Genomic DNA, 21,238 nt, shown 5'->3' with positions numbered 1-21,238 from the left:
ATCAACGATACTCGATGACCGCGTCACGACGCAGGTCGCGCAGCTTGCTCTGCGCGCGCAGGTTGACGCGCTGCTGCTCCAGCTGGCCCTGGATCTGTGCGGCGCCCGGCACCACGGAGGCCTGCGGATCGTCACGACCGCACAGCACCAGTGCACGCACGCCCTCGGTCGGCGAACCGAACGGCGGGGTCGCCTGACCGACCTGCATCTTCAGCAAAATTTCCTGAAGCGGCGCGGGCAGGTCGCGGATGCGGATCGAATCGTTGTCGACCACTTCGGCGCCGATGCCAGCAGCAATCTTTTCCACGGTGCCGCAGCCCTGGATCGACTGGACCGTCTTGGCGAAGGTCGCGGCGCGTGCCGAGGCCTGCGCCTGCGTCGTGCCCGCCGGGAAGGCGACGGTCAGCTGCTTCAGGCTGAGCTTCGCATCGCGCGGGTCGGCCGCACCGATCGTCCGCTTGTCGGTAAGGTACAGGATCGAGAAGCCGCCCGGCGTTTCGATCGGGCCGGCGATCTGGCCGACCTGCATCTGCTGCGTTGCTTCGGCGAGCGGCTGCGGCAGCGTGACGAGGCGGATCCAGCCGAGATCGCCACCGACGCCGCGCGTCGACGCTTCGGAATAGTTGCGCGCGAACAGTTCGAAGGGCTGCTGCGCCTTCTGGATTTCGCCGATGATCTGCTTGGCTTTGGCGAACACCTGCGCGCGATTCGCGTCATTGGCGCTCAGGTAGATTTCTTTGAGGTTATATTCCTCGGTGCCGCGCGATGCCTCGATCCGCTTCTGGATCGCCGACACTTCTTCGTCGCCGACGTTGACGAACGGCTCGATCTTGCGGCGCAGGTAACGGCTCCATGCCAATTCGCCCTCGATCGCACGACGCAGCGAGCGTTCGGACGAGCCCGCCTTGCGCAACGCGACGCGCAGCTGCGGCACGGTCATATTGAACCGCTTGGCAAGGCCCGCCTCGCTCTGGTCGAGCTCGGCCTGCGTCACGGTGATTTCGGCGCTCTTCGCCTCCTGGATTTCCAGCGTCTCGTCGATCAGCTGGCGCAGGATCTGGAGCTTGAACTCGTCGATCTGGTCGGGCGGGGGCGTGCGGCCGCCGTTGTTGAAGACGGTGAGCGCCAGGCGCTGGTCGACATCGGTGCCGGTGATGACCGTATCGTTGACGATCGCGGTTGGCTTGCGGATGTTAGGGTCGAGCTTGCCGAAGATCTGCAGGTTCGCGGGGATGTTCAGGTTCGTGTCGGGCACCTGCTGGTCGGCGACCGTCTGCGCGATCGCGCCGGTGCTGAAAGCGGCCAGCGCGGTCCAGCCGAGCAGGCGCACGGCCTTGCCGCGGAGATTGCGTCGAATATTGTGCGTCACGTCGTTCCGTTACCCCAAAAAGCGCGGGCGCGCCGCAGCACGGCCTTGCGGCCCGTCTTGCCCCGTCGCAGCTGAACTTCGGCTTAGCGACCGAGGTTGGTCAATGCCAGCGTCAACAGGAAGCTGTTGCCCGAGCGGGCGTCGCCCGTATCCTGATAATCGCGGCGCCACGTCGCCCCCAGCCGGATGCAATCGTCCTCGTACTGCACACCGATACGGTGGCGGATCGGATCGAATCCGTCGGACAGCGACAACGGGTCTTCGTTGCGGTCGGTCAGATCGATGACGGTCGACCCGAACGCCGACCAGAAGCGGGCGAACTGGACGCGGCCGGCAAGGCGCAATTCCTCGCGGTCCTGCAAATCCTCGATCTCGGGGAAGATATTGCGGTTGAGCCGCAGATAGCCCGCCATGACATAGGTGGAGCGCGACCCGATCGTCGCATCCACTTCGTTGCGGCGCACGGCCAGCCCGTCCTTGTCCAGGCGGTAACGATGCGTGATCGACACGAAATCGCGGATGCGCAACGTCGTGCGGCCGACGATGTCGGAAAAGCGATCCGACAGGCCCGTGCCGCTCGGCAGGATCGTCGGCCGTTCCGACAGGCGATAGCTCTGGCCGATCACCGCATCCAGCGTCGCGCCGGGCAGCGCGACCGACCATTCCGCGCCATAGGTCGCGCGGCTGCTGTCCTCGAACCGGTCGTATCCGGCGAAGCGATTGAGCGCGAACAGGTTCGAATCCTCGAGATCGACGGCGCGCGCATCCTCGTTGGGTACGGCGAGGTTCGCGATCCGCGGCGCGCCGACGATCTGCACCCGCGGCGTCAGGCGCTGCGTGCCGCCCAGGAAGCTACCGACGAACGGCCACTTCACATCCACCGCCACCGCACCGATCGCGCGCGTCTGGAACCCCTCCAGCCCACGATAGCTGGCGACGCTGGTCAGCTGCGTATCCTGCGTGTTGTACGCGTCGAGCCGGGCATAGCCGGTCAGCGTCACTTCCTGGCCCCAATTGGTCAGCCGACGAAGGTCCCATTGGCCGGCGACGAACGCACGCTGCGTATCCTGTCCAGCGGTGCGGGTGAGGGCCAGCGTGTTGGCCTGCAACTGCAAGCGCCCACCGGCCAGGTCCATCCGCTTGCGGAAATCGAGCTCGGGCAGCGCGATCGGCTGCGTCCCCTGCGGATCGTTGACGCGCATCGACTGCACGTACCAGCCGGTCAGCGCGAAATAGGTATTGGGGTCGATCCGCTCCAGCGATGCCGTCGTGCGCAGCCGGTCGTCGCGCGAGATGTTGTAGCGGCGCAGGAACGTGCGGTCGCTCGCCAGGCGCACCGAACCGCTGACGCTCCAATAGGGCGACAGCTGGTAGCGCGCGACGCCATCGATATAGCCGCGTAAGGCGCGCTCGGTATCGGTCGGGGTGATCGTGACCAGATCGTCGCTGCGCCGGCTTTCGGTGCCATAGGCCGTGATGCGGAAGGCGCCGTTGGTGCCCAGCGCCTCATATTGCGCCTCCATCATCGGCAAGACGGCCGAGAAGACGTGCGGCGTCAGCGTCAGGCCCTTGTTGGGCGCGAGCCGGAAATAATAGGGCGCGACCAGTTCGAGGCCGTTGACGCGATCGAGCTGGAAATCGGGCGCCAGCAGACCGCTCTCCGCCTTGCCGCCGATCGGCAGCGAGAAGGCGGGCAGGGGAAGCGCGGGCAGGCCGAACAGATGGAATTGCCCGCCGCCGAAATACACGCGCTCGCGATCCGGGCGATAGGTGATGCGGATCGCCGTGATCTTCCACGACGGCTCCTTCGGGCAGCCTTGCGGATTGGTGACCGTGCAGGGCGTATAGGCCGCCTTGTCGAGCTGGAGCGTGCCGTCGGCGTAGCGCTGGCCGCGCTCGGCCGCCATGCGCCCGCCTTGTTCCAGCACGACAAGCATATTCTCGACGACGCCGTCTTTCATCGAATCGGTCAGCTCGATCGAATCGCCGTAGGCGACGTCGCCCTCCGGGTTGGTGACCGCGATGTTGCCGGTGGCGACGACGCGCCCCGTCTTTCGGTTCCACACCACCTTGTCGGCGCGCAGCCGATCGCCCTGCCGGAACATCCGCACGTCGGTCAGCGCGGTGACGATGTCGGTGTTCGTATCATATTCCAGGCTGCCGGCGCTGAACTGCACCTGTTCGGCATCGTTGGGCTTGGCCGCAGGCGCAGACAGAGCCGGATCGCTGGAGGACGGCGGCGCGACGGGGCGGCTCTGCAGGTCCTGCGCATGCGCCGATCCGGCGAACAGGGTTGCGGCGAGCGCACAGCCGGCCAGTAGGTCGAAACGCAACACGATGATCCCGGCACCCTTTTCCGTACACCGCGGCCTCGCCCTGATCGACGCCGCACGTCTGCCGCCTATCGCACCCCTGATGCGCACCTGCAATCGTTGTGCTTCACCGCCTGCGATCCTAGATCGGGCATGGTCATAGTCGTTGTCGGAAAGTCGAAAGATGCAGATCGCCTTCACCTCCACTGCGCCGAGCGCGCCCGCCATTCTGGCGCTTCCAATCGACAAGGATGCTGTCGGTCGCGGGCAATGGGGCGGTCTGGGTGAAGGTCATCGCGCGATCGCCGATGCCGCGGCCAAGGCGGCACGGTTCGACGGCGAGGCGGGGGCCATCGTCGAACTGTTCGTCGCGGACGACGGTCAGGCGAAGCAGCTGCTGCTGGTCGGCGTCGGGTGTGGTGACGAAGCCGGCTGGAGCAAGGCGGGCGGCGCGCTGGTCGCGCGGTTGCTGACCTCTGGCGCGACCGAATTGGTTGCCGACCTGAGCGGCGCGGACGCCACCCCGCAGGCCGCCGCGCGTTTCGCCGCCGCCGCCGCCCAACGCGCATGGCGCTACGACCATTATCGCACCAAGCTGAGCGACAAGCAGAAGGTGAGCCTGACCACGCTGACGATCGCCGGGGCACCCGACGGCACCGATGCCGCATGGGCCGCGCAGGACGCCGTGACGCAGGGCCTCGAACTTACCCGCAACCTCGTCGCCGCGCCGCCCAACATCCTCTACCCCGAAACCTTCGTCGAGCAGGTCCGCGAATCGGTCGAGGGGCTGGGCCTCGAGATCATCGTCCTCGGCGAGGACGAGATGCGCGAACACGGCATGGGCGCGTTGCTCGGCGTCAGCCAGGGTTCGGTGCGCGACGCACGCATTCTGGCGCTCAAGTGGAACGGGGTAGGCGAGGGCGATCCCACGCTCGCGCTGGTCGGCAAGGGCGTCACGTTCGACACCGGCGGCATCTCGCTGAAGCCCGGCGCGGGCATGGAAGACATGAAGTGGGACATGGGCGGCGCCGGTGCCGTCGCGGGGACGATGAAGGCGCTCGCCGCGCGCAAGGCAAAGGTCAACGTCGTCGGCGTGATGGGCCTCGTCGAGAACATGCCGGACGGCAATGCGCAGCGCCCCGGTGACGTCGTGACCTCCATGTCCGGCCAGACGATCGAAATCCTCAACACCGATGCTGAAGGGCGGCTGGTGCTGTGCGATGCGATCACCTGGACGCAGCAGACGTTCCGGCCGAAGACCATCATCGATCTCGCCACGCTGACCGGCGCGATGATCGTCAGCCTGGGCAACGAATATGGCGGCCTGTTCTCCAACGACGACGGTCTCGCCGACAAGCTGCTCGCCGCCGGCACCGCGACCGGCGACAAATTGTGGCGTTTCCCGCTGTCGGACACGTACAACAAGCTGATCGATTCCCCGATCGCCGACATGAAGAACGTCGGCCCGCGCGGCGCTGGTTCGATTACCGCGGCGCAGTTCATCCAGCGCTTCGTCGACGAGGGCGTGCAGTGGGCGCACCTCGACATCGCCGGCATGGTGTGGAGCGACAAGGCTGCCGCGACCTATGACAAGGGCGCGACGGGCTATGGCGTGAAGCTGCTCGACCGCCTCGTTGCGGAGCATTTCGAAAGATAAACCTGAGCGATGCGGGGGTGGAGCCATGCCCTCCGGCAGGCTACACCCCCGGCATGCAGGTCGACTTCTACCACCTCACTGCCACGCCCCTCGACCGCGCGCTGCCGCAGATCGCGGCAAAGGTCGTGGAAAGCGGCGCGCGTCTGCTGATCGTCACCGCGCGGGACGAGCAACGGGCCGATCTCGACCGCCTGCTGTGGACCTACCGCCCCGACAGCTTCCTGCCGCACGCACAGGCGGGGGCTGGGGACGACAGCGTCCAGCCGGTGCTGCTCGCACCTGCGGTCACCTCGACCAACCAGGCCCGCCATGTCGCGCTGGTCGATGGCCAGTGGCGCGACGACGCATTGGCCTTCGATCGCGCCTTCCACTTCTTCGAGGACGAGCACATCGGCGCCGCGCGGGAGGCGTGGCGTGCGCTCGGCGGCCGCGACGGCGTGGAGCGGCGCTATTGGAAACAGTCCGATACCGGCCGTTGGGAACAGGCCGCCTGAACCCGAAGCGGTTGCAAAGCCGCCGCCCCGCGACTAGGGCGGCGCCACTTTCAAACCCCTCCCAAATCACAGGAGCCCGTGACCATCATGGCCGCGACCCGTACCTTTTCGATCATCAAGCCCGATGCCACCCGCCGCAACCTGACCGGCGCGGTCACCAAGATGCTGGAAGACGCCGGTCTGCGCGTCGTCGCGTCGAAGCGTATCCACATGACCCGCGAGCAGGCCGAGGGCTTCTACGCGGTCCATAAGGAGCGCCCCTTCTTCAACGATCTGGTCGAGTTCATGATCTCGGGTCCGGTCGTCGTGCAGGTGCTCGAGGGCGAGAACGCGATGCAGCGTAACCGCGACATCATGGGCGCGACGAACCCGGCGAATGCCGAGGCCGGCACGATCCGCAAGGAGCTCGCCGAGTCGATCGAGGCGAACACGGTCCACGGTTCGGATTCGGACGAAAACGCCGAAATCGAGATCGCCTACTTCTTCAAGCCCGAAGAGATCGTCGGCTGATGACCGACTGGCGGCTGCGGCGTGCGTCCGTCGAGGATGCGCCCGCGGCCGCTCTGGTCGCCGGCGCCAGCTTTCTGGCGACCTTCGCCGGCATCCTAGATGGCGCCGACATCGTCGCGCACGTCGCGAAAAACAGCGCGCCTGCGACCTTTGCCGCATGGATCGGCGATCCCGGCAGCGTCGTCACGCTTGCCGAACATCCGATCGGCGCCGCCCCTGTCGGCTATAGCGTCCTCACCACGCTCGACTTGCCGGTCGCTTCGCACGGCAGCGATATCGAGCTGCGCCGCATTTACACTTTGCCACTCGCACAAGGCACCGGCCTTGGTCGCGCCCTCATGCAACGGGCCATCGCTGACGCCATTGCGATGGGCAAAACACGCCTGTTGCTCGGCGTGTTGGGCCGTAACGCCCGTGCGCGCGCCTTTTACGAACGGCAAGGCTTCGAGGTCGTCGGCGCGCGCCAATATCGCGTCGGCAGCGCCCTGTGCGATGACGTGATCTACGCGCGTTCGCTGTAAGCCCCCTCCCGACGCTGTCGGGAGAGGGCTCATTCGGGCTCAGGCCGGCGCGAACACGCCGTCGTCGTCCATCACGTGCAGCACGCCGTCGGCGATCGCGAAATAGGCGCCGCGCAGCTTCAGCGTGCCCTGCGCCTCGCGCTTTGCCACGAAGGGGAAGGTGCGCAGGTTGTTCAGGCTGACGCGCACCGCCTCATGCTCCATCTCGCGCGAAGCGTCCGGGCCATCGCCGTGCTTCGCGATCACCCGCTCGCGTGCGGCGTCCAGCATGCCGACCCAGTCGGAGATGAACTTGCCCTCGCCAGCCTTCGCATCCTCGAAGCCATGGGTCAGCGCCGCCTTGCAACCGCCGCACGATGCGTGGCCCATCACGAGCACCTCGGGCACTTCGAGCTGCGTCACCGCAAACTCCAGCGCCGCCGACACGCCGTGATAGCCGCCGCCGACCTCATAGGGCGGCACCAGGTTTGCGACGTTGCGCACCACGAAGATTTCGCCGGGCGACGTGTCGAAGATCTGCGACGGATCGACGCGGCTGTCCGAACAGGCAATCACCATCACCTTCGGGCTCTGGCCGTCCTTCAGCTCGTTCCAGCGCTCGCGCTGTTCCGACCAGCCGGTGTCGCGAAACCGATGATAGCCACCAATCATGTCGGAAAAGTCGGTCATTGTGCCTCCGTTATGGTCTAGGTCCGGTTCGGCGGGGATAACGCGTTTGCGGCCGACTGGTGCCCGCCCGGGCGCGTCAGCAAAGCAACGTCACAATCGAGCGATGGTTGTTCCATCCGCCCGACATCGCTATCTCGCCCGAATGAACGAGATGACTCCGGTGGCCCGCCCCGAACGCCAGCGCAAGCCCGACTGGATCCGCGTGAAAGCGCCGACCAGCGCCGGCTTCGCCGCGACGCGTGAATTGATGCGGTCCAAGAGCCTGACGACCGTCTGCGAAGAGGCCGCCTGCCCGAACATCGGCGAATGCTGGTCGAAGAAGCATGCGACCGTCATGATCCTCGGCGATACCTGCACGCGCGCCTGCGCCTTCTGCAACGTGAAGACCGGCATGCCGCGCGCCGTCGATCCGATGGAGCCGAACAACGTCGCCGATGCGGCTGCGCAGATGGGCCTCGAACATATCGTCGTCACCTCGGTCGATCGCGACGATCTGCCCGATGGCGGCGCGAAGCAGTTCGTGAAGGTGATCGAGGCGATCCGCCGCGCCAATCCGAAAACGACGATCGAGATCCTGACGCCGGACTTCCGCAACAAGCACGAAGCGGCGGTCGAGGCGATCGTCGCCGCGCGGCCGGACGTCTATAACCACAATCTCGAAACCGTGCCGCGGCTGTATCCGACGATCCGTCCGGGCGCGCGCTATTATGCGTCGATCCGGCTGCTGGAGAGCGTCAAGAAGCTCGACCCGTCGATCTTCACCAAGTCCGGCGTCATGCTGGGGCTGGGCGAAGAACGGCTCGAGGTGCATCAGGTGATGGACGACATGCGCTCGGCCGACATCGATTTCCTCACCATGGGCCAGTATCTTCAGCCGACGCCGCGCCATGCGAAGGTCGCCGAATTCGTCACGCCCAAGGCGTTCGACAGCTATGCCGCGATCGCCCGGGCCAAGGGCTTCCTGCTTGTCGCGTCCTCGCCTTTGACCCGCTCCAGCTATCACGCCGGCGACGATTTCGCGAAGATGCGTGCCGCGCGTGAGGCCAAGCTCGCCGTCCATGCCTAAGCATTCGGAAACGCGGCATCTGCCGTATTCGACCGAACAGATGTTCGACATGGTCGCTGATGTGAAGCGCTATCCGGAATTTCTGCCCTGGGTCAGCGCGATGCGCGTGCGCCAGGACAGCGACACCGCGACGCTCGCCGACATGATCGTCGGCTTCAAGGGCCTGCGCGAAACCTTCACGTCGAAGGTCGAAAAGCAGCGCCCGGGCAGCATCCACGTCGAGTATATCGATGGGCCGCTGAAGTACCTGCACAACGATTGGCGTTTCCGGCCGGAGGAGGGCGGCTGCGCGGTCGATTTCAGCGTCGACTTCCAGTTCAAGAACCGGATGTTCGAGATGCTGGCGGGGCAGGTCTTCGGCGTCGCGCTCCGGAAGATGATCGGCGCGTTCGAAGACCGCGCCCGCGTCCTTTACGGTAGCAGCAGTTCCAGCGCGACCAGCGCCGCCTGAAGGCGGATTCCACCGCGCCCCAGGTCGCCGAACTGCTTGCGGTCGGCATGGACGTTCGCGGGGTCGCCGCCCCGCTCCGCGCGGGCGAAAACGACCGTGCCGACGGGCTTCTTTTCCGATCCGCCACCGGGACCGGCGATGCCGGTGATCGCTACCGCGACATCGGCGTCGCTATTGGCGAGCGCGCCCTGTGCCATGCTCCAGGCGACGGCGATCGACACCGCGCCAAATGTCTCGAGCACGTCGGAATTGACCTTCAGCAGGCGCATCTTGGCTTCGTTCGAATAGGTGACGAAGCCGGCGCCGAAGACGTCGGACGAACCGGGAATTTCGGTCAATGCCGCCGCAACGAGCCCGCCGGTGCAGCTTTCGGCCAGCGCCACGGTCCGTCCGGCGGCGCGGTTCGCTTCCACGACACGGCGTGCGGCATCGATCAGTTCGGCGGGGAGCAGGCTGTCCATCATCGCGCCTCCGAACAGAGCGGCAGGTCGGGCACGTTGATCGCCTTGCCCTTCGCCTTTTCCGCCTTGAAGTAGCGCAAAGTCGTCACGATGACCCCCGCGGTATTCTGCGGGGGAAGGGGCGCGAGCTGCGTCACGAAGCGGTCGATCGTCCCGCAATCGGCGGGGTTGATCCGGCCGACGAGCAACGGTGCCAGCGCCGCCGTCAACAGCGGCCGGGCGAATTCGGATTGCAGCAGTGAATCGATCATCGGATCGGACAGTTTGACGATCGCGGCACGGGCGTTGGGCCACGCCCGATCCGCGGCGGACTGGTAGCGCGCCAAAAAGTCGCTGTCGGTCCGCCGGATCAGGCTCGTTGCGGGCAAGCGCGTCGAACACACGATGCCGGTCTGCTGGATGATATCGGGCAAGGCGACCAGCGTCATCGCCTCCGCCTCGGGCGTGGTGATGCAGCGGCTCTGCGCCTCGGCGGGCGCGGCTGCGAGCAGGGCTGTGACGGCGAGCAGCGCGGTCTTCATCGCGGCAGGCTCACGGTGGCTACCGCCTGCGCGGCAATGCCTTCGCCGCGGCCGGTAAAGCCCAGCCGTTCCGTCGTCGTCGCCTTGATGCTGACGCGGTCTTCCGACAGCCCGAGCAGCGCGCCGATGCGCGTGCGCATGGCCTCGCGGTGCGGTCCGATCTTCGGGGCCTCGCAGATCAGCGTCAGGTCGACGAAGTCGATGCGGCCGCCCTTATCGACGATCAAGCTGGCGGCATGTTGCAGGAATTGCGCGGAGTCGGCGCCCTTCCACTGCGGGTCGCTCGGCGGGAAGTGCGTGCCGATGTCGCCCGCCGCGATCGTGCCCAGCAGCGCGTCGGTCAGCGCGTGCAGGCCGACATCGGCATCGCTATGTCCTGACAAACCCTTGTCATGCGGGATGAGCACGCCACCCAGCCACAATTCCTCGCCCTCTTCCAGCCGATGAACATCGAAGCCGGACGCGCTCCGCGTCTCCCAGGCGATTTTGGCTTCGGCCGCGGCGAAGTCCTGCGGATGCGTCACTTTGTCGAGCATCGCATCGCCCTGCACCAAAGCGACGCTCCCGCCAAGCCGCTGCACCATTTGCGCATCGTCGGTCGCCTCTTCATCGGCCGGCCATTCCGCATGGGCGGCGCGGAGCGCGTGCAGGCGAAAGCCCTGCGGCGTCTGGACGCGGAACAGCCCGTCGCGCGAGACGACCGAACCGTCGCGGACCAGCGTGTCCGCAACGGCAAGGCCGGGGATCGCCCCCTCATTGGTGTCGAGTGCGGCCAATATCCGGTCGATCACCTTCGCCGGTACGAAGGGCCGCGCGGCATCGTGGACCAGCACCCTGTCGGTCTCGATCGCTGCAAGCCCGCGCGCAACCGACTCGCGCCGCGTCGCCCCGCCGACGATCATACGCACCGGCCCAAGGGCGGCGGCTGCCAGCGGCTCCGCTCCCGCGGCAATCACCACCACCACCTCGTCCACCGCCGGGTGCCCGGCAAAGGCGGCATAGGCGTGCGCCAGCAAGGCCTTGCCGCCGACGTGGGCATATTGTTTCGGGATGGCACCACCGGCGCGCGAGCCGCTGCCCGCCGCCACGATCAGCGCGACCGTCCGTTGCTCCTGGATCATGGCCGCCGCCTAGCGCAGACCTGCCATGCTTGCCAGAGCGGGCATAGGACGGTAAGGGCTGCCCGTTTTTCAGGCAGATTTATGGCCCATCTCACGCCCATTCAGATCGGTCCCATCCGGATCGACCAGCCCGTCGTGCTGGCGCCGATGACCGGCGTCACCGACATGCCGTTCCGCACGCTCGTGCGCCGCTATGGCTCCGGTCTCAACGTCACCGAAATGATCGCGAGCCAGGCGGCGATCCGCGAGACGCGGCAGTCGCTCCAGAAGGCCGCGTGGCACCTGTCGGAAGAGCCGGTCTCGATGCAGCTCGTCGGCTGCACCCCGTACGAAATGGGCGAAGCGGCGAAGCTCGCGGAAGATCGCGGTGCGGCGATCATCGACATCAACATGGGTTGCCCGGTCCGCAAGGTGACGAACGGCGACGCCGGCTCGGCGCTGATGCGCGACCTGAAACTCGCCGCCGCCCTGATCGATTCCGTGGTAAAAGCAGTAAAAGCCCCGGTGACATTGAAGATGCGCATGGGCTGGTGCCACGACACCCTCAACGCGCCCGAACTTTCGCGGATCGCGCAAGATCTTGGGGTGAAGCTCATCACCGTCCACGGGCGCACCCGCAACCAGATGTACAAGGGATCGGCGGACTGGCGCTTTATTCGCTCGGTCAAAGATGCCATCGACCTGCCGGTGATCGCCAATGGTGACATCTGCACGATCGACGATGCGGTGGACGCCCTCGATCAGTCCGGCGCCGATGGCGTCATGATCGGCCGCGGCGCCTATGGACGGCCGTGGATACTTGGGCAGGTGATGCACTATTTTGCGACGGGCGAGCGGCTCCCCGACCCGTCACTCGACGAACAATATCGCGTCATCGTCGAGCACTACGATGCCATGCTCGACCATTATGGCGAAATGACCGGCGTCAACATGGCGCGCAAGCACATCGGTTGGTATACCAAGGGGCTCACTGGATCAGCCGAGTTCCGCAACGCGGTGAACCAAGAGCCGAGCGCCGCGAAGGTAAAGGCGATGCTCGCCGATTTCTACGCGCCATACCGTAATCAGCCCCCTGCGGCCGTCCGCCAGGCCGCCTGACAGGATTGTGACGGACCGTCCGGGCTTTGCCGAGCTGTTCGCGGCGCTGCCTGTCGCCGTGCTCGTGATCGATGGGGAAGACCGTATCCAGCACGGGAATGCCCAGGCGGAGCTGCTGCTCAATTTGTCCGAACGGGTGATGCGCGGGCAGCCGCTATCGGCGATCCTGCCACGCCCTACGGCTGGCGATCGGCAGGCGGGGCACGGCTTTGCCGTCTACGATGCCGAGATTGCGACGCCGCACGGCCCCAAGATCCGTGTCGACTTTTCCGAGGCGCAGCTCGCCGATTATCCCGGTTGGCGCGCCATCACGCTGCACAGCGTCGCGGGTACGCGCAGCGTCGGCCAGCTTGGCGGACGCGGGGCCAGTGCCCGCGCGGCGAGCGGCGCTGCGGCGATGCTGGCGCATGAGATCAAGAACCCGCTGTCGGGCATCCGCGGCGCCGCGCAATTGCTCGATGCCGGCGAACTGACCACGCTGATCGTGACCGAGGTCGATCGCATCGCGGCACTGATCGACCGTATGCAGGATTTCAGCGACACGCGCCCGCTGCCGATCCAGTCGGAGAATATCTATCCCCTGATCGGCCATGCCCGCCGGCTGGCGCTAGCCGGCTTTGCCCGCGGCGTGTCGATGGAGGAGCGGTTCGATCCCTCTCTGCCGCATGCCGCGATCAATCGCGATGCCTTGCTCCAGATCCTGATCAACCTGCTTAAGAACGCCGCGGAGGCGACGCGGACCGTCGCCGATCCCCGCATCGTCATCACTACCGCCTATCGCCACGGCATGTCGGTAGCGGCGACGCGGGGAGGCCCGCGCGTGCCCTTGCCGATCGAGATCTGCGTGACCGATAACGGCCCCGGCGCCCCCGCCGACATTGCCGAATATCTCTTCGATCCGTTCATCTCGGGCCGGCCGGAGGGGCAGGGGCTTGGCCTCGCGCTGGTCGACAAACTGATGCGCGACATGGGCGGGATCGTTCAATATGCCCGTGAAGGATTCCCTGAGATGACGACCCTGCGCCTCCTGCTGCCACGGGCCGCCCAGTGAGCCGCGTTCTGGTCGTCGACGACGACGCTGCGATCCGCACCGTCGTCGCCCAAGCGTTGCGTCGCGCCGGACACGACGTCCAGACGGCGGAGACTTTGTCGCAGGCCGATCGTGCGCTGGCTCAGCGGCTGCCGGACGTGCTGATCACCGACGTCGTACTGCCGGACGGCGACGGCATCGTTCATGTGGCAGAGGTCAATGCGCGCCACCCCGATCTGCCGATCATCATCCTGTCGGCGCAGAATACGCTGACGACGGCAGTGCGCGCGAATGAGGTTGGCGCGTACGAGTATCTCCCCAAGCCTTTCGATCTCGACGATCTCACCCGCGCCGTCGCCGGTGCGCTGGTCCGGCACGCGGCGATGCCGCCGCAAGGGGAGGGGGAGGACCCCGAGCTCCCCCTGATCGGCCGCTCGCCGGCGATGCAGGACGTCTACCGGGTCATCGCCCGTGTCGTCGCCACGGACCTGACCGTGCTGATCTCGGGCGAATCGGGTACGGGCAAGGAACTGGTCGCGCGTGCGATCCACGATCTCGGGCGACGCCGGGGGGCGCCGTTCGTCGCGATCAACATGGCCGCCATCCCGCGCGAGTTGATCGAGGCGGAATTGTTCGGGCACGAACGTGGTGCCTTTACTGGCGCGGGCCAGCGCAACGCCGGCCGCTTCGAACAGGCCGCGGGCGGCACCTTGTTCCTCGACGAGATCGGCGACATGCCGATGGACGCGCAGACGCGTTTGCTTCGGGTACTCCAGTCGGGGGAGTTCACCACGGTCGGCGGTGCTCGAACGATGCGGGCCGACGTTCGCGTCGTAGCTGCCACCAATCGCGACCTTACGCAGCAGGTTGCTTCGGGCCAATTTCGCGAGGACCTGTTCTACCGCCTGAACGTCGTCCCCATCGTGCTGCCCGCGCTGCGTGACCGGCGACAGGACATTCCGTTGCTCGCGCGTCACTTCCTCGACAGCGCTGTCGCCCAGGGGCTGCCCCGTCGTCAGTTGCAGCCGGAGGCGGAAGCCGCGCTCGCGGCCTATGACTGGCCAGGTAACGTCCGCGAACTCGAAAATTTGATGCGCCGGCTGGCGGTGCTGGCGCGCGATGAGCTGATCGATCCGGCGACGATCCGCGACATGATCGGTGTGCCGGGCGGACAGATCGATTTGCCCGACGCGGGGATCGCCGAGGCGGTACGCCACCTGATCGAACGGATCGCCCGCGAGCGTCCCGGCGCCCTGGACGATGGCACGTTGTACGATCGCGTCATCGGAGAGGTGGAACGCCCCTTGATCGAAGCGATGCTGGCCCGCCACGACGGCAATCAGCTACGCGCGGCGCGGGCGCTGGGTCTCAACCGCAATACGCTGCGCAAGCGGTTGGATACGCTGGGGATCAGCGCCAAGGGCGACGATTGATCCGTAGTGGCTGACCGCCGCACTTGATCGTACTGTGGCCCCAAACCACCGCAACCGGCAATTATGTGGTTTCCGTGCAACAATCCGCGTTGTACGGAGGGACGAATGCACGCGGCCCCCACGCCCGATTTGAATGATACCCTATCCCACCGACGGTGGCGCGTCACGCCCGCGGTGGAAACGCTGGTGCTCGTGGCGGCGCTGCTTACGCTGCTCGCGTCGTGGCAATTGATTACGCGAAGCGGGTCCGGAATTTCCTTGCTAAGCCCGGCCGTGGCGGCATCGCTGCTTATGGCGAATCTCGTCTGGGCGGTGTTGCTCGTCGCGTTGGCGGGCCGTCGGATTGCACTTCGTCGAACTGCCCGCTCTGCGTTTGAAGGCGGCGGGCGTCTGCATGTACGACTGGTTGCCATCTTCTCTTTGATGGCGAGCGTTCCGATCGTTCTCGCCGTGGTTGCCGCCTCAATTCTGTTTCAATCGGGCATTCAGTTTTGGGGATCGGAGCGTGCCCGCAGTGCCTTCAATACGACGATGGCATTGGCAAAGCAGGGCCAAGACTTGGTCATCGAACGCTGGACCCGTGAAGCCGTCACTATGGCAGAGGATATTCGCGGCGAATTCCCTACTATTCCACGCAATAATTCTGTTTTAGGAAAATACTTTCTACGGCAGACCTATAATAGATCACTTTATGAGTCACTTCTATTTCAGATCGTCGATGGAAAGACGATGGAGCCGTTGTATGGCTATGAAGTTCCGACACCTGACGTTTTCAAACAGCGGGTGTCGGGCGAGGTGCTCAATAGGCTTGTCGGTCGCGATTCTTATACGAACTTCGATTCGAAATCGTTATGGGTCGTCACCCCGGTGGATCGATCGCGAAACATATTCCTGTATGTCGCCACGCCTAACAACGTAGAGTTCCTTAATAACCAGAACCGTGCGGCGACCGAGCAGCTGGCGGCATATGATAGTTTGCAAGAACGTGCTCGAACCCTGCAATTGCGTTTTAATTTCGCGCTGTTCGCGGTGGCTCTGCTGATTGTCGGGCTTGCAATGTGGATTGCCCTTCGCGTTGCGGATTGGTTGGCTGATCCCGTTGGGGAGCTCGTCACGGCGGCAGACAGGGTCGCGAGCGGAGATCTGAGTTCGCGTGTCGCGACGCCGCGATCTTCCGATGAAATCGCACTGCTTGCCCGTGCGTTCAATCGCATGACTACTAGGCTTGGAGAACAGACGAAGGCGCTTGTCGAGGCCAACGCAGCGGCTGACAGCCGCCGCGCCTTGATCGAGGCGGTGATGGCCGGCGTGTCGGCGGGCGTGATCGCCTCGGGCGAAGACGGTACGATCCGGATCGCCAACAATTCGGCGTCCGAGCTGATCGGCACGGGCATCGACAGCGTCGTCGGGCAGCCGCTGGCCCTCATCGCGCCCGAACTTGCCGATCTGGTGGCGAGTGGCCAGCGCGAGGCGATCGTGCAGGTCGTGCGCGGCGGCGAGACGCGGACGCTCGCCGTCCGGATCGCACGGACGGACGCGGGGCCCATCCTGACCTTCGACGATATCACGCAGCAGTTGCTCGATCAGCGCCGCGCGGCGTGGTCGGACGTCGCGCGCCGTATCGCGCATGAGATCAAGAACCCGCTGACTCCGATCCAGCTCGCCGCCGAGCGTTTGCAACGCCGCTACGGCAGCAAGATCGATCCCGCGGATACAACCTTCGCGCGGTTGACCGAAACGATCGTCCGGCAGGTCGGCGATCTCAGGCGGATGGTCGACGAATTTTCGTCCTTCGCCCGCATGCCAAAGCCCGTGTTCCGCGAGGAATCGCTCGTCGACATCGCTCGCCAGGCGCTGTTCCTGCACGAGGTCGCGCATCCCGCGATCCGCTTTACGCTCGACCACGATTTTCCCGCCCCGCAGCTCGTCTGCGACCGTCACCAGCTCGGCCGCGCCTTCACGAATATCGTCAAGAACGCCGTCGAGGCGATCGAGAGCAAGGGGGATGGCGGTGGCGCTGTCACCATGGGTATCCATGAGGACGGCACGACGATCGTCGTGGAGGTCGCGGATACGGGCGTCGGCCTGCCGCCAGATCGCGATCGGATCGTCGAACCCTATATGACGACCCGCGCCCGCGGCACGGGCCTGGGCCTCGCGATCGTCAAGAAGATCGTCGAGGACCATTTCGGCACCATGGCCTTTGCCGATCGCGATGGCGGCGGCACCGTGGTGCGCATGACATTCGATGCCGCGGCCCTCGCGGCGCTCGATCAGGGGGCAGCCCCACCCGAACCGGTGACCGAACATGACGGTGCCGGCCAGCTTGCTGCACTCACACGCAATCGGAATTAGAGATTATGGCGCTCGACATCCTCGTCGTCGACGACGAACACGATATCCGCGAACTGGTCGCCGGCGTTCTGGAGGACGAAGGCTATGACACGCGCTCGGCCGCAGACAGCGACGCCGCGCTGGAGGCGATCGCCACCCGACGCCCGTCGCTCGTGCTGCTCGACGTCTGGCTTCAGGGCTCTCGCCTTGACGGTCTCGAGCTGCTCGACGAGATCAAGCGGCGCGATCCCTCGATCCCCGTGCTCGTCATCTCGGGCCATGGCAATCTCGACACCGCCGTCGCTGCGATCCGGCGCGGCGCCAGCGATTTCATCGAAAAGCCGTTCGAGGCGGAGCGGCTGCTGCTGCTGGTCGCCCGCGCGACCGAAACCGAACGCCTGCGTCGCGAACTTGCCAGCCTGCGCGTCTCGGCCGGTCGCGAGACGGACCTCACCGGCCGCTCGGGCGCGATCAACGGCGTCCGCGCTACGCTGAAGCGCGTCGCCGCGACCGGCAGCCGCGTGCTCATCATGGGGCCGGCCGGCGTCGGCAAGGAGGTCGCCGCCCGCCTGCTCCACGGTTGGAGCAATCGCGCCGAGGCTCCCTTCGTCATCGTCAGCGCCGCGCGGATGACGCCGGAGCGCGTCGAGGAGGAACTGTTCGGCGTGGAGGAGGGGGGCGACCTCGTCCGGCCGGGCCTGCTCGAACAGGCGCATGGCGGCACGTTGTTCCTCGACGAAATCGCCGACATGCCGATCGCGACGCAGGCGCGTATCCTGCGCGTGCTGACCGATCAAAGCTTCAGCCGCATCGGCGGCACCCGAACGGTCAAGGTCGATGTCCGCGTCGTGTCCGCCACCTCGCGCGACCTGACGCAGGAGATTGCCGAGGGGCGGTTCCGCGAAGATCTCTACTACCGCCTCAACGTCGTGCCGGTGATGCTGCCGGCCCTGGCCGAACGCCGCGAGGACATTCCGTCACTGGTCGAGCATTTCATGGCGCATTACGCCTCCGAACGCCGCGTACCGACCCCCGAGATCGCACCCGACGCGATGGTCGCGCTGCAAAGCTATGATTGGCCCGGCAACGTCCGCCAGCTGCGCAACGTCGTGGAGCGTACGATCATCCTCGCACCGGGCGATCGCATCGGCCGTATCGACCTCGATCTCTTGCCCGCCGAAGTCCTGGGCGATCAGGGCGATCTGGCCGGTGGGGGTGGCGGCGCGATCATGGGTGCGCCGTTACGCGAAGCCCGCGAGACGTTCGAGCGCGAGTATCTCCGCGTTCAGATCCGCCGCTTTTCGGGCAACATCAGCCGTACCGCGAGCTTCATCGGGATGGAGCGATCGGCACTGCACCGTAAGCTCAAGCTGCTCGGCATTACCGACGTGCGCGAGGATTGACGCCTTTACGGCACGGGCCTTCGTTCATAGATACGGGGTCGCTGCCTATCATGGGTGGCGATCCCGACGCCGGGAAACGGCGCGATAGCGGGCGAACGTCCCGCCAATAACGGAAAAAGGCTCAACTCATGGCCGAAAAGCAAGGCTCGCTGCAGGACCTGTTCCTGAATTCGCTGCGCCGCTCCAAGACCCCGGTCACCATGTTCCTCGTGAAGGGCGTCAAGCTCCAGGGTATCGTCACCTGGTTCGACAATTTCTCCGTGCTGCTTCGCCGCGATGGCCAGTCCCAGCTGATCTACAAGCACGCCATCTCCACGATCATGCCATCAGGCCCGATGGACTTGGCCGGGATCATCGAATCCGTGGGAGAAGCGCAGCGCAAGCAACCGCTGTTGCAGGAGATTTTCCTCAACGCAGTGCGCAAATCCGAAGATTCGGTAACGATGTTCCTGATCAACGGCGTTATGCTACAGGGCCAGATCGCCGGGTTCGACCTGTTCTGCATGCTGCTCCAGCGGGAAGGCATGGCGCAGCTCGTCTACAAGCATGCGGTGTCGACCATCCAGCCGTCGCGCGCGCTCAACCTCGCCGATGAGGGCGAGACGGACGAATAAGCGATGAGCACCGGCTTCAACCGTGACCGTGACGAGTTCGCCCGTGGCGGTCGCGCGCTGATCGTGCTGCCCGATCAGGGCGATGCGCATCGCGATGCCGAGGGGCGGCTGGAGGAGACCGCTGGTCTCGCCGCCGCGATCGGCCTCGTCGTCACCGACAAGGTGGCCGTGCGCGTTCGCCAGCCCAAGCCAGCGACGCTGATCGGCAGCGGTCAGGTAGAGCAGCTCGCCGTGCAGGTCCGGCAGGACGAAGCCGACCTCGTCGTCTTCGACGCCAGCCTGACGCCGGTGCAACAGCGCAACCTGGAAACCGCGCTGGAGGCCAAGGTGATCGACCGCACCGGCCTGATCCTCGAAATCTTCGGCGAACGCGCCGCCACGGCCGAAGGGCGGTTGCAGGTCGAGCTCGCCCACCTCGATTATCAGGCTGGCCGGCTGGTGCGGAGCTGGACCCACCTCGAGCGGCAGCGCGGCGGCTTCGGCTTCCTCGGCGGCCCCGGCGAAACGCAGATCGAGGCCGACCGCCGGCTGATCCGCGATCGCATGGCACGGCTGCGGCGCGAACTCGAACAGGTCAGTCGTACCCGTGGGCTGCACCGCGAACGGCGCCAGCGCGCGCCCTGGCCGGTGATCGCGCTGGTCGGTTATACCAATGCCGGCAAGTCGACGCTATTCAACCGGCTGACCGGCGCGCACGTGATGGCGGAAAATCTGCTGTTCGCTACGCTCGACCCGACCCTTCGGCAGATTTCGCTACCCGGCATCGACAAGGCCATCCTGTCCGACACCGTCGGCTTTGTTTCCGACCTGCCGACGCAGCTGGTCGCAGCGTTCAAGGCGACGTTGGAAGAGGTGGTATCGGCCGACCTGTTGATCCACGTTCGTGACATTGCCCATCCAGACAACGAGGCGCAGCGCGCCGACGTCGAAGCCGTTCTCGCTGACCTCGGCGTGTCCGAAACAACGCCGCGGTTCGAGGCGTGGAACAAGCTCGATCTGCTCGATGCGGACCAGCATGAGGACGTGCTGGTGGAAGCGGCGCGCCGCGATGATGTCGTCGCGTTGTCCGCACTGGATGGGGAAGGGGTGGACCAGCTTATCGCGCAGGTCGCCGCGAAGCTGACCGCCGGCCACCGCCGCTATTGGATCACGCTTCCGGCAGGAGACGGCGCGGGCGCCGCATGGTTGCACGCGCATGGCGAAGTCCTTGGGCAGGAAGAAGAGGGCGAGGGGCTGTCGACCCGCTACGAGGTTCGGCTCGCCGAGCGGGACTACGAACGCTTTCTCCAGCGTTGATGAACCGGCTCAGCCGCGCTTGACCTGCTGCCAGAGCGCTTCCTTGTCATCGAGGCTCAGTGCGGCGAACGCTTCGCCGCCCAGGGCTTCCATGGCCCGGAAGCGACGCTCGAACTTGGCGTTGCCCGATCGCAAGGCAGCCTCGGGATCAACGCCCAAATGCCGTGCCCAATTGACGACGGCGAACAGAAGATCGCCGATCTCGTCCTCACGCTGATCGTCGGAAGCCGTCTTAACTTCCTCGATTTCCTCCATGATCTTCGCAATGGCGCCGGTCTGGTCGGGCCAATCGAACCCAGTTCGGGCGGCGCGCTTTTGCAGCTTTACGGCGCGCATCAGAGCGGGAAGACCCGCCGCGACGCCGGCAAGCGCGCTGTCGTCTTGCGTCGTGTCGCGCCGTTCCGCGGCCTTCAATTCCTCCCAACCGGGGCTCTGCGACGCATCGCCGAAGATGTGCGGATGGCGCCGTTCCATCTTGTCGCTGATGGCGGCGACGACATCCGCAAAGGCGAAGGCACCAGCTTCCTCCGCGATCCGCGCATGGAACACGACTTGCAGCAACAGATCGCCCAATTCGTCCTTCAGATCGTCCGCATCGTTCCGCGCGATCGCATCGGCAACCTCATAGGCTTCTTCGATCGTATAGGGCGCGATCGTCGCCCAGGTCTGGGCAACGTCCCATTCGCAACCGCGCGTCGGATCGCGCAGGCGCGCCATGATCGCCAACAGCCGTTCAACCGCCATATCGCGCGTCCACCGTGTTGCCGCCAGTTAGAAAAGACACATTCCCCGCCAAATAGAAATGACACCGCCTCGTGGCAGCGGGGGCAGCGTGTAGCCCCCCAAGCAGCGCAGCGCTGCCCCCGCTGGGGCGTCGT

General features: G+C 65.7%; 20 protein-coding genes. 13 read left to right on the top strand and 7 right to left on the bottom strand.

What is annotated here, in order from left to right:
• Nucleotide 1 precedes the first annotated feature (1 nt).
• Together ACP690_RS12060 and ACP690_RS12055 are read right to left on the bottom strand one after the other, a co-directional pair.
• On the bottom strand, nt 2-1,369 hold the full coding sequence (locus ACP690_RS12060; RefSeq protein ID WP_063689291.1) for a peptidylprolyl isomerase: 1,368 nt from the start codon (nt 1,367-1,369) through the stop codon (nt 2-4).
• An 83-nt stretch (nt 1,370-1,452) separates the two neighbouring features.
• The gene (locus ACP690_RS12055; protein ID WP_043059316.1) at nt 1,453-3,705 is read right to left on the bottom strand and encodes an LPS-assembly protein LptD; all 2,253 of its coding nucleotides are present in this window, start codon (nt 3,703-3,705) and stop codon (nt 1,453-1,455) included.
• Between the two features lie 160 nt (nt 3,706-3,865).
• Here ACP690_RS12055 and ACP690_RS12050 point away from each other — a divergent pair, with 160 nt between their 5' ends.
• The 4 genes from ACP690_RS12050 (at nt 3,866) to ACP690_RS12035 (ending at nt 6,863) form a co-directional block, all read left to right on the top strand.
• Nucleotides 3,866-5,338 (top strand): leucyl aminopeptidase, encoded by a 1,473-nt coding sequence (locus tag ACP690_RS12050; RefSeq protein ID WP_426261314.1) that lies wholly within the window; start codon nt 3,866-3,868, stop codon nt 5,336-5,338.
• Nucleotides 5,339-5,391: 53 nt separating this feature from the next.
• Nucleotides 5,392-5,832 carry a DNA polymerase III subunit chi gene (locus ACP690_RS12045; protein ID WP_426261328.1) on the top strand — a complete coding sequence of 147 codons (441 nt, stop codon included), beginning with the start codon at nt 5,392-5,394 and terminating at the stop codon, nt 5,830-5,832.
• Between the two features lie 87 nt (nt 5,833-5,919).
• On the top strand, nt 5,920-6,342 hold the full coding sequence (ndk, locus tag ACP690_RS12040; protein WP_017978843.1) for a nucleoside-diphosphate kinase: 423 nt from the start codon (nt 5,920-5,922) through the stop codon (nt 6,340-6,342).
• Nucleotides 6,342-6,863, top strand: a complete 522-nt coding sequence (locus ACP690_RS12035) for a GNAT family N-acetyltransferase (RefSeq protein WP_426261315.1) — start codon at nt 6,342-6,344, stop codon at nt 6,861-6,863. The genes ndk and ACP690_RS12035 overlap by 1 nt, the downstream gene beginning before the upstream one ends.
• A gap of 39 nt (nt 6,864-6,902) precedes the next feature.
• Here the strand turns inward: ACP690_RS12035 and ACP690_RS12030 are convergent, their stop codons facing one another.
• Nucleotides 6,903-7,532, bottom strand: a complete 630-nt coding sequence (locus ACP690_RS12030) for a carbonic anhydrase (protein WP_426261316.1) — start codon at nt 7,530-7,532, stop codon at nt 6,903-6,905.
• Nucleotides 7,533-7,674: 142 nt separating this feature from the next.
• On the opposite strand from ACP690_RS12030, the gene lipA reads away from it, so the two are divergent.
• Both lipA and ACP690_RS12020 read left to right on the top strand, forming a co-directional pair.
• A complete protein-coding gene (gene lipA, locus ACP690_RS12025; RefSeq protein WP_017978840.1) occupies nt 7,675-8,598 on the top strand; it encodes a lipoyl synthase in 924 nt (307 codons plus the stop codon).
• Nucleotides 8,591-9,049 (top strand): type II toxin-antitoxin system RatA family toxin, encoded by a 459-nt coding sequence (locus ACP690_RS12020; RefSeq protein ID WP_426261317.1) that lies wholly within the window; start codon nt 8,591-8,593, stop codon nt 9,047-9,049. Before lipA ends, ACP690_RS12020 begins: the two co-directional genes overlap by 8 nt.
• Here the strand turns inward: ACP690_RS12020 and ACP690_RS12015 are convergent.
• The 3 genes from ACP690_RS12015 to ACP690_RS12005 are packed head-to-tail and all read right to left on the bottom strand — an operon-like array spanning nt 9,010 to nt 11,152.
• On the bottom strand, nt 9,010-9,513 hold the full coding sequence (locus tag ACP690_RS12015; RefSeq protein WP_426261318.1) for a CinA family protein: 504 nt from the start codon (nt 9,511-9,513) through the stop codon (nt 9,010-9,012). The two genes, ACP690_RS12020 and ACP690_RS12015, sit on opposite strands and share 40 nt — an antisense overlap.
• A complete protein-coding gene (locus tag ACP690_RS12010; protein WP_294314322.1) occupies nt 9,510-10,031 on the bottom strand; it encodes a hypothetical protein in 522 nt (173 codons plus the stop codon). Before ACP690_RS12010 ends, ACP690_RS12015 begins: the two co-directional genes overlap by 4 nt.
• Entirely contained in the window at nt 10,028-11,152 is a 1,125-nt protein-coding gene (locus ACP690_RS12005; protein ID WP_426261319.1) for a bifunctional 2-C-methyl-D-erythritol 4-phosphate cytidylyltransferase/2-C-methyl-D-erythritol 2,4-cyclodiphosphate synthase, read from the bottom strand. Before ACP690_RS12005 ends, ACP690_RS12010 begins: the two co-directional genes overlap by 4 nt.
• Nucleotides 11,153-11,233: 81 nt before the next feature.
• Here ACP690_RS12005 and dusB point away from each other — a divergent pair, with 81 nt between their 5' ends.
• From dusB to hflX, 7 genes are all read left to right on the top strand, one after another.
• Entirely contained in the window at nt 11,234-12,250 is a 1,017-nt protein-coding gene (dusB, locus tag ACP690_RS12000; RefSeq protein WP_426261329.1) for a tRNA dihydrouridine synthase DusB, read from the top strand.
• A 7-nt stretch (nt 12,251-12,257) separates the two neighbouring features.
• Nucleotides 12,258-13,301 carry a two-component system sensor histidine kinase NtrB gene (locus ACP690_RS11995; protein WP_426261320.1) on the top strand — a complete coding sequence of 348 codons (1,044 nt, stop codon included), beginning with the start codon at nt 12,258-12,260 and terminating at the stop codon, nt 13,299-13,301.
• Complete coding sequence (gene ntrC, locus ACP690_RS11990; protein WP_426261321.1) at nt 13,298-14,713, top strand: nitrogen regulation protein NR(I); 1,416 nt, start codon at nt 13,298-13,300, stop codon at nt 14,711-14,713. The genes ACP690_RS11995 and ntrC overlap by 4 nt, the downstream gene beginning before the upstream one ends.
• A 105-nt stretch (nt 14,714-14,818) precedes the next feature.
• On the top strand, nt 14,819-17,068 hold the full coding sequence (locus ACP690_RS11985) for an ATP-binding protein (protein WP_426261322.1): 2,250 nt from the start codon (nt 14,819-14,821) through the stop codon (nt 17,066-17,068).
• 5 nt (nt 17,069-17,073) lie between these two features.
• Nucleotides 17,074-18,450, top strand: a complete 1,377-nt coding sequence (locus tag ACP690_RS11980; protein ID WP_017978831.1) for a sigma-54-dependent transcriptional regulator — start codon at nt 17,074-17,076, stop codon at nt 18,448-18,450.
• Nucleotides 18,451-18,578: 128 nt separating this feature from the next.
• Complete coding sequence (gene hfq, locus ACP690_RS11975; RefSeq protein ID WP_017978830.1) at nt 18,579-19,064, top strand: RNA chaperone Hfq; 486 nt, start codon at nt 18,579-18,581, stop codon at nt 19,062-19,064.
• 3 nt (nt 19,065-19,067) lie between these two features.
• A complete protein-coding gene (gene hflX / locus ACP690_RS11970) occupies nt 19,068-20,360 on the top strand; it encodes a GTPase HflX (RefSeq protein ID WP_426261323.1) in 1,293 nt (430 codons plus the stop codon).
• 9 nt (nt 20,361-20,369) lie between these two features.
• Here the strand turns inward: hflX and mazG are convergent, their stop codons facing one another.
• Entirely contained in the window at nt 20,370-21,104 is a 735-nt protein-coding gene (gene mazG / locus ACP690_RS11965; RefSeq protein WP_426261324.1) for a nucleoside triphosphate pyrophosphohydrolase, read from the bottom strand.
• Nucleotides 21,105-21,238 lie beyond the last annotated feature (134 nt).

It is taken from the genome of Sphingomonas sp. DC4900 (genome assembly GCF_049896485.1).
Lineage (GTDB): Bacteria > Pseudomonadota > Alphaproteobacteria > Sphingomonadales > Sphingomonadaceae > Sphingomonas > Sphingomonas aquatilis.
This window is presented reverse-complemented; position numbering and strand designations above follow the sequence as displayed.

Coding starts and splice junctions, on each gene's coding strand:
- mazG (WP_426261324.1), bottom strand. CDS start 21,104: ATGGCGGTTGAACGGCTGTTGGCGATCATGGCGCGCCTGCGCGATCCG.
- ACP690_RS12010 (WP_294314322.1), bottom strand. CDS start 10,031: ATGAAGACCGCGCTGCTCGCCGTCACAGCCCTGCTCGCAGCCGCGCCC.
- ACP690_RS12050 (WP_426261314.1), top strand. CDS start 3,866: ATGCAGATCGCCTTCACCTCCACTGCGCCGAGCGCGCCCGCCATTCTG.
- ACP690_RS11985 (WP_426261322.1), top strand. CDS start 14,819: ATGCACGCGGCCCCCACGCCCGATTTGAATGATACCCTATCCCACCGA.
- hflX (WP_426261323.1), top strand. CDS start 19,068: ATGAGCACCGGCTTCAACCGTGACCGTGACGAGTTCGCCCGTGGCGGT.
- ACP690_RS12030 (WP_426261316.1), bottom strand. CDS start 7,532: ATGACCGACTTTTCCGACATGATTGGTGGCTATCATCGGTTTCGCGAC.
- ndk (WP_017978843.1), top strand. CDS start 5,920: ATGGCCGCGACCCGTACCTTTTCGATCATCAAGCCCGATGCCACCCGC.
- dusB (WP_426261329.1), top strand. CDS start 11,234: ATGGCCCATCTCACGCCCATTCAGATCGGTCCCATCCGGATCGACCAG.
- ACP690_RS12035 (WP_426261315.1), top strand. CDS start 6,342: ATGACCGACTGGCGGCTGCGGCGTGCGTCCGTCGAGGATGCGCCCGCG.
- lipA (WP_017978840.1), top strand. CDS start 7,675: ATGAACGAGATGACTCCGGTGGCCCGCCCCGAACGCCAGCGCAAGCCC.
- ACP690_RS12020 (WP_426261317.1), top strand. CDS start 8,591: ATGCCTAAGCATTCGGAAACGCGGCATCTGCCGTATTCGACCGAACAG.
- hfq (WP_017978830.1), top strand. CDS start 18,579: ATGGCCGAAAAGCAAGGCTCGCTGCAGGACCTGTTCCTGAATTCGCTG.
- ACP690_RS11980 (WP_017978831.1), top strand. CDS start 17,074: ATGGCGCTCGACATCCTCGTCGTCGACGACGAACACGATATCCGCGAA.
- ACP690_RS12015 (WP_426261318.1), bottom strand. CDS start 9,513: ATGATGGACAGCCTGCTCCCCGCCGAACTGATCGATGCCGCACGCCGT.
- ACP690_RS12005 (WP_426261319.1), bottom strand. CDS start 11,152: ATGATCCAGGAGCAACGGACGGTCGCGCTGATCGTGGCGGCGGGCAGC.
- ACP690_RS12045 (WP_426261328.1), top strand. CDS start 5,392: ATGCAGGTCGACTTCTACCACCTCACTGCCACGCCCCTCGACCGCGCG.